The organism is Stenotrophomonas sp. yr243 (genome assembly GCF_900184195.1).
In the GTDB taxonomy this organism is placed as follows: Bacteria; Pseudomonadota; Gammaproteobacteria; order Xanthomonadales; family Xanthomonadaceae; genus Stenotrophomonas; species Stenotrophomonas lactitubi.
On the sequence record NZ_FXWT01000001.1, the window covers coordinates 43,285 to 58,309 of the forward strand.

At 65.6% G+C, this 15,025-nt stretch carries 13 protein-coding genes; 6 read left to right on the forward strand and 7 right to left on the reverse strand.

Annotated elements, in window-relative coordinates:
* Positions 1 to 218 precede the first annotated feature (218 nt).
* Complete coding sequence (locus tag QOL57_RS00160) at positions 219 to 593, forward strand: hypothetical protein (RefSeq protein ID WP_089241102.1); 375 nt, start codon at positions 219 to 221, stop codon at positions 591 to 593.
* Between the two features lie 84 nt (positions 594 to 677).
* Here the strand turns inward: QOL57_RS00160 and QOL57_RS00165 are convergent, their stop codons facing one another.
* The 5 genes from QOL57_RS00165 to QOL57_RS00185 all read right to left on the reverse strand — a co-directional run bounded on the left by QOL57_RS00165 (position 678) and on the right by QOL57_RS00185 (position 7,823).
* Positions 678 to 1,079 carry a DUF805 domain-containing protein gene (locus QOL57_RS00165; RefSeq protein ID WP_089241100.1) on the reverse strand — a complete coding sequence of 134 codons (402 nt, stop codon included), beginning with the start codon at positions 1,077 to 1,079 and terminating at the stop codon, positions 678 to 680.
* A gap of 87 nt (positions 1,080 to 1,166) precedes the next feature.
* Positions 1,167 to 2,465, reverse strand: coding sequence for a replication-associated recombination protein A (locus QOL57_RS00170; protein ID WP_223485498.1), 1,299 nt, complete (start codon positions 2,463 to 2,465; stop codon positions 1,167 to 1,169).
* A 269-nt stretch (positions 2,466 to 2,734) separates the two neighbouring features.
* Positions 2,735 to 3,373: an outer membrane lipoprotein chaperone LolA gene (gene lolA / locus QOL57_RS00175; RefSeq protein ID WP_089241098.1), complete on the reverse strand. Its 639-nt coding sequence runs from the start codon at positions 3,371 to 3,373 to the stop codon at positions 2,735 to 2,737.
* Between the two features lie 110 nt (positions 3,374 to 3,483).
* Positions 3,484 to 5,424 (reverse strand): DUF3857 domain-containing protein, encoded by a 1,941-nt coding sequence (locus QOL57_RS00180; protein ID WP_089241096.1) that lies wholly within the window; start codon positions 5,422 to 5,424, stop codon positions 3,484 to 3,486.
* Between the two features lie 35 nt (positions 5,425 to 5,459).
* Complete coding sequence (locus QOL57_RS00185) at positions 5,460 to 7,823, reverse strand: DNA translocase FtsK (RefSeq protein WP_089241094.1); 2,364 nt, start codon at positions 7,821 to 7,823, stop codon at positions 5,460 to 5,462.
* 232 nt (positions 7,824 to 8,055) lie between these two features.
* Here QOL57_RS00185 and trxB point away from each other — a divergent pair, with 232 nt between their 5' ends.
* The gene (gene trxB / locus QOL57_RS00190; RefSeq protein WP_025877237.1) at positions 8,056 to 9,027 is read left to right on the forward strand and encodes a thioredoxin-disulfide reductase; all 972 of its coding nucleotides are present in this window, start codon (positions 8,056 to 8,058) and stop codon (positions 9,025 to 9,027) included.
* Between the two features lie 115 nt (positions 9,028 to 9,142).
* Here the strand turns inward: trxB and QOL57_RS00195 are convergent, their stop codons facing one another.
* Positions 9,143 to 10,651 carry an N-acetylmuramoyl-L-alanine amidase gene (locus QOL57_RS00195; protein ID WP_141134269.1) on the reverse strand — a complete coding sequence of 503 codons (1,509 nt, stop codon included), beginning with the start codon at positions 10,649 to 10,651 and terminating at the stop codon, positions 9,143 to 9,145.
* 192 nt (positions 10,652 to 10,843) lie between these two features.
* Between QOL57_RS00195 and QOL57_RS00200 the strand changes: the two genes are divergently transcribed.
* Complete coding sequence (locus tag QOL57_RS00200; protein WP_089241090.1) at positions 10,844 to 11,968, forward strand: GNAT family N-acetyltransferase; 1,125 nt, start codon at positions 10,844 to 10,846, stop codon at positions 11,966 to 11,968.
* A gap of 59 nt (positions 11,969 to 12,027) precedes the next feature.
* On the opposite strand, the gene QOL57_RS00205 is transcribed toward QOL57_RS00200, so the two are convergent.
* Positions 12,028 to 13,296, reverse strand: a complete 1,269-nt coding sequence (locus tag QOL57_RS00205; protein ID WP_089241088.1) for a hypothetical protein — start codon at positions 13,294 to 13,296, stop codon at positions 12,028 to 12,030.
* Between the two features lie 71 nt (positions 13,297 to 13,367).
* Here QOL57_RS00205 and aat point away from each other — a divergent pair, with 71 nt between their 5' ends.
* The 3 genes from aat (at position 13,368) to QOL57_RS00220 (ending at position 15,012) form a co-directional block, all read left to right on the forward strand.
* Positions 13,368 to 14,108: a leucyl/phenylalanyl-tRNA--protein transferase gene (gene aat / locus QOL57_RS00210; RefSeq protein WP_089241306.1), complete on the forward strand. Its 741-nt coding sequence runs from the start codon at positions 13,368 to 13,370 to the stop codon at positions 14,106 to 14,108.
* 86 nt (positions 14,109 to 14,194) lie between these two features.
* A complete protein-coding gene (gene infA / locus QOL57_RS00215) occupies positions 14,195 to 14,413 on the forward strand; it encodes a translation initiation factor IF-1 (RefSeq protein WP_005409596.1) in 219 nt (72 codons plus the stop codon).
* Positions 14,414 to 14,616: 203 nt separating this feature from the next.
* Entirely contained in the window at positions 14,617 to 15,012 is a 396-nt protein-coding gene (locus QOL57_RS00220) for a hypothetical protein (protein WP_089241086.1), read from the forward strand.
* Positions 15,013 to 15,025 lie beyond the last annotated feature (13 nt).

Sequence of the window (15,025 nt, forward strand, 5' to 3'; positions counted from 1 at the left end):
ACCTTAAACGCGAATGATTATCACATCGATCAAACGTCACACTGTGTATCACGCGCGCGGCAGCATGTGCGCCAGCGCTTGCGCCGGAAGTCCGTGTTCATCTACTTTTCGTGCCATCGGGGCGCAGGAATCGCCCCGCCCTCGCGGGTGCCAGCCTGGCCCCCGCCCATCAGCTCCACAACCCTCATGGGATCGGATCCCATGATTGTGAGAACACCTTGAAGCACAAAGCACTGATCGCACTCGCCGCTGGCCTCCTCGCTCCGCTGGCCGGCCATGCCGCGCCCAGCCTTGCCGGGCTGTATTCGGCCTACGAAGAGGCCGGCTATTCCTCCCTAGGGCTGGAAGAGCTCAACCAGACCGTGCAGTTCACGGCGGTGAGTCTGGGCGCCTCCAGCAACCTGCAGGGCGAGCCGGTCCTTGAGGCGGGCGACGAAGATGGCCAGGTGCTGGCCCGCCTGACCGCTTCCGATGACGAGCAGAACGCCAAGCTTGCAGCGATGGAGGAAGGTGTTTCCTTCACCGCCAGCTGCACGCTGCAGTTCAGCTCGGGATCGGATTACCTGGCGTTGGGCGACTGCGTTCTGCAGTAAGCAGCTCGGCACCACTGACAGCAGCGCAGAAACGACGAAGCCGGCTCAGAGCCGGCTTCGTTGCATGAGGTGTGGCCCGTGCGGTCAGGGACCAGCGGGCACGGGGCCATACAGGTTGTCCTGCGGCGTACCCGGCAGCAGCGCGAACACCAGGATCACCAGACCACCCATCGGCACCAGCGCCAGCAGGTACAGCCAGCCCGACTGGTTGCAGTCATGCAGGCGGCGCACGGTCACTGCGATAAGCGGCACGATCGTGGCCAGCCAGAGCAGACCCACCAGCGCCAGCGCCCCGATCGTGATCCCGGCCATCCAGCTGGAATCGGCTTCCAGGACGAGACCGGCAACCAGTGCCACCGTGAGCGACAGCACGCCTACTCCGGTTGCCGCAAGCAACAGGAACAGCTGGAACATCCAGTACTCGCGGCGGTTGGCGCGACCCTCGAACTGGGCATAGCGCTTCAACGGCAGAATCATTTCCTGCACGGCATCGTTCCTTGAAAAAAGAGCCGCGCAGTCTGACAAATGCTGGCGGGCGAGGCAATGAGAAGCGTTGTCCGCAAGCAAACCGGGCTATGCGCCCTTGGCCGCCCTCGCCGCCTCGCGCTCGGCACGCAGCCGGTCCAGCTTTTCCTTCAGCTTGATCTCCAGCCCACGCGGCACAGGGTTGTAGTACACCCGCTCGCCCATCGCATCGGGGAAACCGGTTTGATCCAGCGCGATGCCGCCCTCGGCGTCGTGGTCGTACTGGTACTCGGCGCCGTAGCCCAGCTCCTTCATCAGCTTGGTCGGCGCATTGCGCAGGTGCAGCGGCACTTCTTCGGTACCGCTGTCGCGCACATCGGCCTTGGCCTGGTTGAAGGCGGCATAGCCGGCATTCGACTTGGCGGTGCTGGCGAGGTACAGCACCAGCTGGGCGAAGGCGAGCTCGCCTTCCGGGCTGCCCAGCCGCTCGTAGATGTCCCACGCTTCCAGCGCCATGCTCTGCGCGCGCGGGTCGGCCAGACCGATGTCTTCAATGGCCATGCGGGTCAGCCGACGCGCCAGATATGACGGATCACAGCCGCCATCGAGCATGCGCGTGAGCCAGTACAACGCGGCGTCAGGATTGGAGCTGCGCACGGACTTGTGCAGCGCGGAGATCTGATCGTAGAACTGCTCGCCGCCCTTGTCGAAGCGGCGGGTGCGATCGGCCAGCACCTGGGTGAGGGTCTGCGGGGTGATGCGACCACCCTCCCCGCCCGCCAGTTCGGCGGCGATTTCCAGCAGGGTCAGCGCACGGCGCACGTCACCATCAGCGGCAGTGGCGATTTCCAGCAGCAGTTCCGGCGCGACCTCGATGCGCTCTTCGCCCAGGCCGCGCTCGCGATCACCCAGCGCACGCTCCAGCGCTTCAACGATGTCGGTCGGCGAGACGCCTTCCAGCACGTGCACGCGGCAACGCGACAGCAGCGCGGAGTTCAACTCGAACGACGGGTTCTCGGTGGTGGCGCCAACGAACAGGATGGTGCCGCGCTCGATATGCGGCAGGAACGCATCCTGCTGTGCCTTGTTGAAACGGTGCACTTCGTCGACGAACAGCACCGTGCGACGGCCCTCGGCGAAGCGCTGCGCGGCTTCGGCCAGTACCTGGCGCACTTCCGGCAGGCCTGACAGCACTGCGGAAATGGCACGGAATTCGGCGTCGGAGTATTCAGCCAGCAGCAACGCCAGCGTGGTCTTGCCGCAACCGGGCGGCCCCCACAGGATCATCGAATGCACGCGACCGGATTCGACCGCGCGGCGCAGCGCGCTTTCCGGCGCGAGCAGACGCTTCTGCCCGACCATTTCGTCCAGGGTGCGGGGGCGCATGCGCTCGGCCAGCGGGCGCATGTGTTCCCGATCGACACTCAGCAGATCGGGACCGGGGAATGAAGTGGAGCGATGTCTTGGCACGTGCTCATTGTACCGCGAGAGCGTGCCAACCAAGGTTGGCACCTACCAACGGCGGTAGCGCCGGGCCGTGCCCGGCGGACCATGATCGATAGTGCCGGCCGCTGGCCGGCAGATCAAAAGCGTGTCAACCAAGGTTGACACCCACCAAGGGCGAAGGTTGACATCCACCAGAGCAGGTAGCGCCGGGCCATGCCCGGCGACCACGATCAGTTGCCGATGACGTCGGTGCCGGCCGGCGGGGTGAAGCGGAAGGTGTTGGCGGCGAAGCTGGGGTTGCGCTTCCAGCCGCTGAAGCTGATCACGGTGCGCTGACCGACAGCGTCGGTGATCTCCATCTTCGCCAGGCCCTGCGCATTGAAGCCCAGCGCGGCGTACTGGAAGCTGGCTTCGGTATCGCGCTTCGGCGACAGCGACAGCCACTGCAGGCCATCGCGGGTGGCGGCCTCTTCGCTCACGTCGTACTGCTGCTCCAGCAGCGCCGGGTTGATCAGCGCGGTCAGCGGGCTGTTCTGCTCTTCCTTGCCCTGCTCGCGCACGGTCGCCTGTTCCAGGTCCGGCTCGAACATCCAGACCTTCTTGCCGTCGGCCACGATCAGCTGTTCATGCGGGCGCACGTACTCCCAGCGGAACAGGCGCGGCGCCGACAAGGCTACGCGGCCGCTGGTGGATTCCTTGACCTTGCCACGGCTGTCGAACACCTGCTGGCTGAACTGCCCATCCAGGCCCTTCAGGCCGGTGGTGAAGGTCTTCAGGTCATCACGGGCACCGGCCCAGGCGCTGCCGGCGGCGGCGCAGGCCACGGCCAGGGTGGTGGTGGCGAGGAAACGACGGAGGCGAAGGTTCATGCGGAAATCCTGTGGGCGCGCGGCCAGGAAAGTTGGGTGCCAGTGTGCCCGGCAAAAGATGAATGGGCGATCAGGACGCCATTATGACGCCCTGATCGCTGATCGGCGATTCAGCCGCCCGCGCCCGGCAGCTTGCCGTACAGCACCTGACCACGGAAGCCACGACGCACCTCGCGGAACAGCGCACGGAACGCGGCATAGTCCTGCGGTTGGCACAGCGCCTCGGCGCCGCGCACCGCGTTCTGCTGCAGGCGGTGGTGCACGGTCACTTCCTGGCCCTGCCGGCTCCAGTCGACCCGGTACTCGCCGGCCGCATTGGCAAACCGCTGGCTGCCGGGAATCGCGATGATCGGGGCATTGGCCGGGAACTGCAGGCGATAGGTTTCCTCGCGCAGGCTGGCATTGCAGTAGAACGGCGTCTCGTTGTCCGGTGCCGAGGCGCTGGCATAAAGCCCGCGCACTGATTCGCCACCCGGCGGATCGGGTACGGCCATGCCGCCGGCCACGTCGAAGTCCACGTAATCCTCGGCCTGGAACGCCATGCGATAACCGAACGGCCGGGTCAGGTCGACCGGCACACCCTGCAGCTGCAGCTGGCCACGGCCATCGAAACCGGACGCGGCCATGATCGATTCTTCAGCGCGCGCCCGGTTCTGCGCATTGAGCTGGGCGAACTGCGCACGCATGCCGATCTCGGCGTTGTCGCTCAGCTGCGGCACCGTCTCGCCACGCAGATTGCCCTGCGCGTCAAAGGTGAAGCGCACGTCCATCACCGTCGCGTTGCGCTGCGGGTCGTTGGCAGGCGTGCGCGCCAGGGTGGCATCGCGAGTGTGCAGCACCGGTGCGCCAAGGTCGCCATCGGGCAGCTGGCCGAAGCGCGCCCAGGCACTGGTCGAGTCCAGGTATAGATCGAACTCGGGCACATAGGTGATGGCGTGGTTGAAGCGGCCCAGCAGCGGAATCCTCGGCAGCGTCGGGCCGCCACCGGCACCAATCAGCACCGGCGAACTGGTGATGCCCTTGGCCGCCAGCAACGCTTCAAGGATCGTTACGTGGTCCTTGCAGTCGCCGTAGTGGTTGTCGAGGATGCTCTGCGCGCTGTTCGGCTCCAGGCCGCCATTGCCCAGGTACACCGCCACGTAGCGGATGTTCTGCGCGACCCAGCGGTACAAGGCATCGGCCTGCGCGCGACGGTCGCTGATGCCGGTGGTGACCTCGTCGGCCAGCGCCTGGATCTCCGGCGTGACCTGCGCGGCCGGCCCTGCCTTCAGCTGATAGGCGCGGCCCATCTGCGCCCAGTCGCGGTAGGTGCTGGCCATGATGTTCGGCCCGAACTCCCACACCGCCGCCGACCAGTTCTGCGCCTGCATCGGTTCGCGGCGCTGGTAGCGCCAGCGCCACGTCGCCTGGCCGTTCTTCACCACCGGGCGATCGCTGCCCTGCACGCCGCGGCTGTCCACATGCATGGGCAGGTTGGCCGGCGCGCTCAGGGTCACCTCGGCATCGTCGTACTGGGTGAACACATTGAAGGTTTCCCACAGGCCGAAGTAGCCCGGGAAGTACGGCGTCAGCTGGGTGCGCCGCACTTGGTAGAACAGCCGCGTACCCGGCGCCAGGTTGGGGAACACGATCACCCGCACCTTGCGGTCGGCATACATCGCCGCCGAGGCGCTGGAATAGCTTTCCTGGGTGTAGATGCGATCGGCCGGCACCTCGCGGCGCTGGCCGTCGGCGGTCAGCGTGTAGGCGTTGACCACGTCCAGCGTTTCCATCTTCTCGCTGTAGCTCAGCCGCACCTGGCTGAACTGCTCCACCGCTGCCTTGGTCTTGAGCAGGATTTCGTAGGTTTCAGTCTGTACGTTGCCGGCATCAGGGCGCACCTGGTAGTCGGCACGATAGCGGACGAAGCTGAAGTTGTTGCTCGCCTCGGCATCGCTGCCGGTGGACGGCGGCGCGACCGCAGGTGCAGCCGTCGCGGCGGCATCAGCCAGCGCCGGGCCGGCTGCCAGCAGGCAGGCCAGCGCCAGCGCGCAGGAAACGGGTTGAAGCATGCGTCGGTTCCTTGGGCGTCGGGAATGCGGCAGGGTTACTTCGGCGGCGGCGGTGCCAGCACCGTGCGGTCGCCGTTGTGCTCGGGCGAACTGACCACGCCGGCCGCTTCCATGGCCTCGATCAGTCGCGCTGCGCGGTTGTAGCCGATCTTCAGACGCCGCTGTACGCCGGAGATCGAAGCGCGACGGGTCTCGGTGACCACGCGCAGCGCTTCGTCGTACAGCGGGTCGGACTCATCGCCGCCGCCGGAACTGGTCTCCGGCAGGCCAGTCGCACCGACCACCACGCCATCGCCCATCGTCTGCACTTCATCCAGCACGCCGTCGACATAGTCGGCCGGGCCCATCGCCTTGAGGTGCTCGACCACGCGATGCACTTCTTCATCGGACACGAAGGCGCCGTGCACACGCTCGGGCATCGCCGTGCCTGGCGGCAGGTACAGCATGTCGCCGTGGCCGAGCAGCGTCTCCGCGCCGGATTGGTCGAGGATGGTGCGCGAGTCGATCTTCGAGCTGACCTGGAAGGCGATGCGGGTGGGAATGTTGGCCTTGATGAGGCCGGTGATGACATCCACCGACGGGCGCTGGGTGGCCAGGATCAGGTGGATGCCGGCCGCACGTGCTTTCTGCGCCAGGCGCGCGATCAGCTCTTCGACCTTCTTGCCGACGATCATCATCATGTCGGCGAATTCGTCGATGAAGATGACGATGAACGGCAGCGTCTCCAGCGGCCGCGGCGCCTCGCCCAGTTCCGGGTTCGGCTTGAACAGCGGGTCCATCATCGGCTGGCCGGCGTCCTGTGCGTCCTTCACCTTCTTGTTGAAGCCGGCCAGGTTGCGCACGCCCACCGCGCTCATCAGCTTGTAGCGGCGCTCCATCTCGGCCACGCACCAGCGCAGGCCGTTGGCGGCCTCCTTCATGTCGGTGACCACCGGCGCCAGCAGATGCGGGATGCCCTGGTAGACGCTCAGTTCGAGCATCTTCGGGTCGATCATCAGCATCCGCAGGTCTTTCGGCGACGCCTTGAACAGCAGGCTCAGCACCATCGCATTGACCGCCACCGACTTGCCCGAGCCGGTGGTGCCGGCCACCAGCAGGTGCGGCATGCGCGCCAGGTCGGCGACGGTCGAGCGACCGGCGATGTCCTTGCCCAGCGCGAGGGTCAGCGCGCTGGCCGACTTGTCGTATTCCTTCGAGCGCAGCAACTCGGACAGGTAGATCATCTCGCGGGTGACGTTGGGGATTTCCAGGCCGATCACCGACTTGCCCGGAATCACATCGACCACACGCACCGACTTGACCGACAGGCCGCGGGCGATGTCCTTGTCCAGCGAACTGATCTGGCTGACCTTGATGCCCGGCGCCGGCTCGATCTCGAAGCGGGTGATGACCGGGCCGGGGTTGGCGCCGACCACCTGTGCATCGATGCGGAAATCCTTGAGCTTGAACTCGATCTGCCGCGACAGCGCATCGAGGGTGTCCTTGTCATAGCCGACGGGCTGCGGCTTGGGATCATCCAGCAGGGCCAGCGGCGGCAGGTCCGAGCCGTCGCCGTTGACGCCGCGGAACATCGGGATCTGGTTGTCGCGCTTGGCCCGGTCGCTCTTTTCGATCACCGGCTCGGGGCGCGGCTCGATCTTCACCGGTTCGCGCTTGGCGCGCACTTCGGCATCGGCCTTGCGCACTTCCTGGCGTTCCTCGCGCAGCACGCGGGTCTGCTGCCACTCGGTGGCCTGCTCCTTCTTGCGCTCCAGCAACGGCGCCAGCGACATCACGCCGCGACCGATCTTCTCCATCACCACGAACCAGGACAGGCCTGTGGCCAAGGTGATCGAGGCCAGCAGCAGCACCAGCACGAACAGGTTCGCCCCGAGCGCGCCAAAGCCGACGCTGAGCGAATTGCCGACCAGCTTGCCGAGAATGCCGCCGGCATGGGACACGTCGCCACTGAACAGGCGCACGTGCAGGAAACCGGTGCCTGCAATCAGGAAGCCGACCAGGCCGACCAGCCGCAACGCGGGGTCCAGGTCGTTCTCGCCCTTGCTCTCGCGCTTGAGGCCGAACATCGCGATCCAGGCCAGCGCGCCCAGCACCACCGGCAGCAGGAAGGCGATATAGCCGAACAGCTGCAGCAGCACGTCGGCGATCCACGCGCCCGCTCGGCCGCCCATGTTGTGTACCGGCGCGACCACGCTGCCGGTGTGCGACCAGCCCGGGTCCGTCGCTGAATAGGTGAAAAGGCTGGCAGCCAGATACAGCAGCGCCGGCGCGATGGCGATCAGACCCAGGTCGCGCCACAGGCGCTGACGGCGTGGATTGTCGGTCGTGGCCGCTGCCGCCGTGCGACGCGATGCCTTTTTGTCGTCGGACTTGGAGCGTTCGGGGACCTGCTTCGCCACCTTAGACCATACCTTTGGAATGCGCTGTTAGTGTTTGATAATAAACGAGACGGCGTCAGTTTTCAGTTATCCGTTGCCGCGCAAGCGGGGACAGGGCCCGAAACCGCCGGTGGATGGCGCTGTTCTGTTCATCGGCTTGAATCGCCCTGCCCCAGCCGCCACTCTATGACCAGCCAAGGATGCTGTGCAAACATCGCCGCGCCTTGTCCCATCTACCTTTTCGCGAGTCTACATGAGCACCAGCCTGCCCTCCCGCCACCAGCGTCTTGTCATCCTCGGTTCCGGCCCGGCCGGTTGGACCGCTGCCGTCTACGCTGCCCGCGCCAACCTGAAGCCGGTCGTCATCACCGGCCTGCAGCAGGGTGGCCAGCTGATGACCACCACCGAAGTGGACAACTGGCCGGGTGACGCCCACGGCCTGATGGGCCCGGACCTGATGGCGCGCATGCAGGCCCACGCCGAGCGCTTCGAGACCGAGGTCATCTTCGACCACATCCACACCGCGGACCTGTCGCAGCGCCCGTTCAAGCTGATCGGCGACAGCCACGAGTACACCTGTGACGCCCTGATCATCTCCACCGGCGCGACCGCCAAGTACCTGGGCATTCCGACCGAAGACGAGTTCAAGGGCCGCGGCGTGTCCGCCTGCGCCACCTGCGACGGCTTCTTCTACCGCGACCAGGACGTGGTCGTTGTCGGCGGCGGCAACACCGCCGTGGAAGAAGCGCTGTACCTGTCCAACATCGCCCGCAAGGTCTACCTGGTCCACCGCCGCGACACCCTGAAGGCGGAGAAGATCATGCAGGACAAGCTGTTCGCCAAGGTGGAAGCCGGCAAGATCGAAACCGTCTGGCACCACCAGGTGGAGGAAGTGCTGGGCAACGAGGCCGGCGTGACCGGCGTGCGCGTGAAGTCGACCCTGGACGGCAGCACCCGCGACATCGATGCGCACGGCTTCTTCGTGGCCATCGGCCACCACCCGAACACTCAGTTGTTCGACGGCCAGCTGACCATGAACAATGGCTACCTGGAAATCCGTTCGGGCCTGGGCGGCAACGCCACCCAGACCTCGGTGGAAGGCGTGTTCGCCGCCGGCGACGTGGCCGACCAGCACTACCGCCAGGCCATCACCTCGGCCGGCTTCGGTTGCATGGCCGCACTGGATGCCGAGCGTTACCTGGATGCGCAGGGCAAGGCCAGCTGAGGCTGGCTTCTGTAGCGTCGAGGTTTGGTTGACCGGGAAGGCCGACGCGAAAGCGTCGGCCTTTTTGATGAGTGCGCACCTGTCGGCACGCCGTTATTTTCACCGTAAGGGGCGATCAGACCCGCACGCAGGCTTGGTTGAACTCAACCGGCGGCGCCGTCACACCATCCGCATCCCGAATCAACACGCTCCACCGAACGACGCCGGGCTTGCTGGAGGTGCAACTCGTCTTGTACTTGACCGGCTCCCCAGGCACATCGAACCGGCCTTTCCAAGGAGTGCACACGCCGAGCCTGTCACAGTCCGCGACGGACACCTCGACGGTTAGCGGATACTGAGGATTCCCCGCGAAGTTGACCATCACTTCACGGGACGAATGAAGTGGAATCTCGACGTCGGGAAGTGCTTGCAGGGCCAGTGGCTCGCAGGCTTTCCCCGTCGCCCATAGGCGATAGCCCTTCTCAACACCCTTCATGGCAGCAGACCGGAAGACGGGGTCAAGAAGCGCCTTGGCATCATCCGGGTTCGTGTGAAACGCCGTCTCTACGATGATCGACGGCATGTGCGCCTCTCGATTCTCCCCTTTGTTCAGCGCGTGTGGAGCAGGAGCCACGGTGAATGCCCCATGTTCAGGCAACGAGTGAATCAGCTCCTTCATCGAACATAGAACACTCTGTGCAAGGGCAGCATCCATCGGCCTTCCAGGCTGCACGATCACACGAGTGCCTCGTGCGGACCCCGAGGGTTCTCCATTGCTATGTAGATGAATCGCCACCTCAGCCCGGTGGTGGTTTGCGAGAAGCGGTCGACTGTTGATGTCTTCACGCTCCTCCCGATCCCAAAGCGCACTACCTGCGTACGTATTCCATATCTTTGTCTCGCCCGGATACTGCTCCGCAATTGCGTAGCGCGCAGCTATGGTCCACCACTCCTCACCACTCGGCGGATGAGTCGTCCCCATGGTCTGAACGCGCGGACGGACGACAGGCATCTGGCTCCTTTGCTCGATCACCGCCTTTAGTTCCTCGGCGTACGACGGAGTCAACAGCCCCTCGGAGACGCCATTCCATTCATCCCTCGAGGTCACCCACCGGTTGTCCTTGTAGCTGTAGAAATACCCATGCCCGGCTGCTACGAATGCCATCCCGGAACCAGGTGTTCCACGTATCCGCCGCAGCGCCTCCCCCGCCTCCCGCGCCGCATCGTCCGCAGCCTTTATCTCAGGAAAGTAGTGTTCGATATCTTTCCCGTCATACAGAAAAATGACACGACTGAACGGCGCCGCCTGCTCGGCCCAATGCAGCAGTCCAAAACTGATCTCGCTTCGCTGATCCTCGAACGACGGTCCGTAATCGGCCGGAAGGAAGGCCCGATCCAAGGCCACGGTCACAACACCCTTGGCGATATCCGCTGACACCTCGACCCGGCGGGTCCGCGCCTGCCCATCCACGAGACGAACCCGCTCCAGGATGTCACGCGCCTTCTGGGTCAACAGCATGTCGAGTCCTGCGTCGCGCTCTGCTGCGACGGGAGGCGCGGCAGCCAGGACGAGGCCAGGTGATAGTGCGCCGCCCAAAAGGGTCAGCAGCACAAAAAGGGTTCTTCGGGGATTTTTCCGGTTCAACGTGACTACTCCTTGTGTGGAATGAATGCACCGCTCCTGCGGCACGCACCCAGCCTGTCCGATGCCGCAGCGGCGTTCTTCCAACGCGCGCACACCCCCAAAGGATTCAAACTTTCCTCACTCAAGGCCCGGAACAAACCAACCCGATCCCGCCAACACCGTTCGCATCCCACCTGCCCTATCCTTTCTCACATGCCCACCGCCCGCTTCCTCGACTCCCTGCAGACCGTTCCCGCCACCGCCTGGGACGCCCTGCACGATGGCCGCAATCCATTCGTCAGCCACGCCTTCCTGTCCGGCCTGGAAACCTACGGCTGCCTGCGCGAGGACTGGGGCTGGCAGCCGCAGCACTTCACCCTGTGGGACGGTGATGCCCTGGTCGGCGCCATTCCCGGCTACCTGAAGACCAATTCCCACGGTGAATTCGTGTTCGACCACGCCTGGGCCAACGCCTATGCGCGCCACGGCCGCGACTACTACCCGAAGTGGCTCGGCGCGGTGCCGTACTCGCCGGTGACCGGTCCGCGCCTGCTGGCCCGTGACGACGCGCAGCGCACCGCCCTGCTGACGGCACTGCGCGAACAGTTGTCCGCGCTGGATGTGTCATCAGCACACATCAACTTCCACACGGCAGCTGACGAAACGGTCTTCGATGACGACTGGCTGCTGCGCGAGGACATCCAGTTCCAGTGGCAGAACCCGGGTGACTGGGTGACGTTCGAAGAGTTCCTGGGCGCGATGGACCACAAACACCGCAAGAACATCCGCCAGGAGCGGGCCAAGGTCACCCGCCAGGGCATCACCTTCCGGGTGGTTCATGGCGACGAAGCCAGCCGCGCAGATCTGCAGGCGATGTACCGCTTCTACCTGCAGACGTTCCTGGAATACGGCAACGCGCCAGCACTGACCGAGGCGTTCCTGCGCCACCTGGCGATTTCACTGGGCCGCGGGCTGGTGTTGTTCCTGGCCGAACAGGACGGCGAACCCATTGCCGGTGCACTGTGCCTGCGCGGTGGCGACACGCTGTACGGCCGTTACTGGGGCGGCGCCACCCTGCCCGGCCTGCACTTCGAGGCCTGCTACTACCAGGGCATTGAGTACTGTCTGCGCGAGGGCGTGGCCCGCTTCGAGCCGGGCGCGCAGGGCGAGCACAAGCTGGCACGCGGCTTCCTGCCGACCATCGTGCGAAGCCGGCACTGGGTGGCCGATGCAGAGTTTGCCGAGGCGCTGCGCGACTGGTGCCGGCAGGAGCGGCGGGATGTGCGGCGCTACCAGCAGGAGCTGCAGGGGCATAGCCCGTTTCGTGCGGAGCCGTAGCGTCGGAGAAGCGTGCCAACCAAGGTTGGCACCTACCAGAGCAATTCAGGGCACTGCGCTCAGGTGCACTGCCAGAAATGCCCGCTCACCCGGCACTTTCCGCACCAGAAGCTGTACATCATGCCGCCGCTCCCCCACAGCAACATGCCCTCATTGGTGGTTGGCAATGTTGAGTCGAGCTGCATCACGAAAGGCATCTGCTCGCCACAATCGACGCACGCCGGGTAGTGCGCGCTCTGCACCCAGCTGGGCGCGCCGCCCACGCGCGACAGGTTCTGCCGATGATTGGACTGGCCCCAGTCCTGCTGCTGCCAGCGAGGGCTGTCCATCGCGGCAAGACCGACGTCGGCCTGCATCAGGTCGCCGCTGTCGGTGGGATTGATCGGCACCTCACGGTGCTGGCTGGGGTGGCAGCTGGGCACGCCTTCCGCATCGTGGCGATAGAAACGCACGGGCGGATCTTCCCACCCGCAGCAGTCCAGGCACAGGCCCAGGGTGATCGAGCCGGCCGCTCCCTCCTCCAGCGCCGCAGTGTCGGTCTGCAACAGACGCTGCAGCGGTGCATGACAACTGCCACACACAGCGTCGAGCAAGCCGCCCATGTGCCCCGCATGCTGCACCTGACCGCCATTCCAGGTGGGGTGCAGCCGCCAGATCCGCTTGCGCCAGCCCGGCTCTTCGGCCACCTGTGCACGGTGCTGCCTGATTCCAAAGCGCAGGTGCAGCGGTTGCTGGTCATGCAGGCGGCGCAGCCGAGGGCCATCAGCCAGGCCTGCCCAGTGCGCCCACACCTCCGCGTCGAGATCGCTCCAGTCGGCGAGGTAACCACGGGCGGCGGCATGGGTTTCCGGCTGGGCTGCCAACAGCAGTGCCTTGGCGCGCTCCAGTTCGCGATCGTCATCGGCCTCGGTCAACCGATGCGCCCAGTTCGCCGCGACCGGCGGCGGCAGTGCCTGCCAGACCTGCGGGGCCAGTTGGATGTCATCCTCGATGGCGACCGCCAGCAGCGCGTCCCAGTCCTCCTGCAGCACCTGCGGCGCCTGGTAGCTGGCAAACTCCAGCACGCTGGTCAGCAGCTCGCTGCGCTCGCCGTCACGATAGCGCCGCCAAGCATCGATACAGACCGGCGCGACAGCTTCATCCGGCAGCAGATCCAGCGCCGTATCGAGAAAGGTGGAGCTGGGCGAGCGGCGCTCCAGCGCCTGCAGCAGCAGCGCGCCAAGCTGGGGGCGGTCTTCGCTGGCCAGGGTCAACAGCATGCCCAGGCTGTCATTGCGTGTGCGCGGCGCATCGTGCGCATCGAGGATGGCGGTGATGGGGTCGCTCATGCGGGGCTCCTTGCCGGTGAAGCGTGATGGTGCCAGACATCGCGTATCGCCACGACGAATACAATGCCGGCATGACCCGTCAGTTGCCCTGGCGCCTGGCCGATGCGCCGGATGCCCCCTTCCCGCCGGCCGAGACCGCCCTGCGCCAACCCGACGGGCTGCTGGCCGTGGGCGGCGACCTGCACCCGCTGCGCCTGCTCAACGCCTATGCCGGCGGCATCTTTCCGTGGTTCAGCGAGGGCGAGCCGATCCTGTGGTGGTCGCCGGACCCGCGCATGGTGTTCCGTACCGACGGTGTGCACCTGAGCAGCAGGTTCCGCCGGCAACTGCGCGGCAGCAACTGGGAAGTGACCGCCGACACCGCCTTCAGCCAGGTGATGCGTGCCTGCGCCAGCGCCCCCCGTCCCGGCCAGGACGGCACCTGGATCAGCCCTGCGATGGTGGATGCCTACAGCAAGCTGCACGACCTGGGATTCGCGCATTCCTTCGAAGTGTGGGACCGGCAGACGCTGGTCGGTGGTATCTATGGCGTGGCCATCGGCGCGATGTTCTTCGGCGAAAGCATGTTCAGTGGCGCCAGCGGCGGCTCCAAGGTGGCGCTGGCGGCACTGGCGCGCACGCTGCATGGCTGGGGTTGGCCACTGATCGATGCGCAGGTGGAGAACCCGCACCTGCTACGCATGGGCGCCGAGCACCTGCCGCGCGCGCCGTTTCTGCAACAGGTCCGCAGCGCGGTGCAGGCGCCGGGCCGGGAAGGCGCCTGGGCTCAGCTGGTCGGGCGCGTGCCGGCAGCGGATTTTGCCGGGGAATAACACAATCTTTGCAAGCTGGGCGTTTGACGCGTAAAATGCTGCGCCTTAGGCCCAACGTGGCCGTTTTCTGAACCGCACAGGACTACATGTCGAAAGACGATTCCATCGAGTTCGAGGGCACCGTCAGCGAGACGCTGCCGAACACCACTTTCCGCGTTCGTCTGGAAAATGGGCACGAAATCATCGCCCACATCTCCGGCCGCATGCGCAAGAACTACATCCGCATCCTCACCGGTGACCGGGTCAAGGTTGAAATGACCCCGTACGACCTGACCAAGGGTCGTATCACCTACCGAATGAAGTAAGCGGCTGGCGCGTTGCGCCACCCCGACAAGGCCAGCCCTGGACGCTGGCCTTTTGTCATGCCTGAAATCCGGCCCTGCCGGACGGCACCCTGACCGAATGCACCGTGACATCGGTCAGCCATGCTTGCGGCAGATTCGCATTCGCACCGGCGGCGCCATCGTGGCACCCGATCCAGTCCGGATCGCCACCCCCTGCCCCCGCCATGAACATGCCTTCCCTGCCCGCTGGCTTCGCCGCGCTCGCACTCGTCACTGCCGCCTTGATCGCACCCGCCACCCAGGCTGCCGACACGCCGCCAGCAACCACCGGCGACAGCTGCATTGCCTTGAGCGAGGATCAGCAGATCGTCCGCGCCGGCGCCGATCGCGATGTGCTGCTGCGCAATGGTGACCAGCACTACCGCGTCGTGTTCACTCGCACCTGCAGCAGCGCCGTGACCTCGCGCCGGCTGGCGTTTGAAACCCAGGGCGAGAGCAACCAGCTGTGCGGCGATTCACGCAGCGAGCTGAAGACCGACCGCGCCAGCTGCACGGTCGATCGGATCGAACCTTTGGAAGCCGCTACCTTCAAGCGCATGGCCCGCCAGCGCAGCCGCTGAAGGGCTGACACGA

Coding starts and splice junctions, on each gene's coding strand:
- infA (WP_005409596.1), top strand. CDS start 14,195: ATGTCGAAAGACGATTCCATCGAGTTCGAGGGCACCGTCAGCGAGACG.
- QOL57_RS00220 (WP_089241086.1), top strand. CDS start 14,617: ATGAACATGCCTTCCCTGCCCGCTGGCTTCGCCGCGCTCGCACTCGTC.
- trxB (WP_025877237.1), top strand. CDS start 8,056: ATGAGCACCAGCCTGCCCTCCCGCCACCAGCGTCTTGTCATCCTCGGT.
- aat (WP_089241306.1), top strand. CDS start 13,368: ATGACCCGTCAGTTGCCCTGGCGCCTGGCCGATGCGCCGGATGCCCCC.
- QOL57_RS00170 (WP_223485498.1), bottom strand. CDS start 2,465: ATGCGCCCGCTGGCCGAGCGCATGCGCCCCCGCACCCTGGACGAAATG.
- lolA (WP_089241098.1), bottom strand. CDS start 3,373: ATGAACCTTCGCCTCCGTCGTTTCCTCGCCACCACCACCCTGGCCGTG.
- QOL57_RS00205 (WP_089241088.1), bottom strand. CDS start 13,296: ATGAGCGACCCCATCACCGCCATCCTCGATGCGCACGATGCGCCGCGC.
- QOL57_RS00200 (WP_089241090.1), top strand. CDS start 10,844: ATGCCCACCGCCCGCTTCCTCGACTCCCTGCAGACCGTTCCCGCCACC.
- QOL57_RS00180 (WP_089241096.1), bottom strand. CDS start 5,424: ATGCTTCAACCCGTTTCCTGCGCGCTGGCGCTGGCCTGCCTGCTGGCA.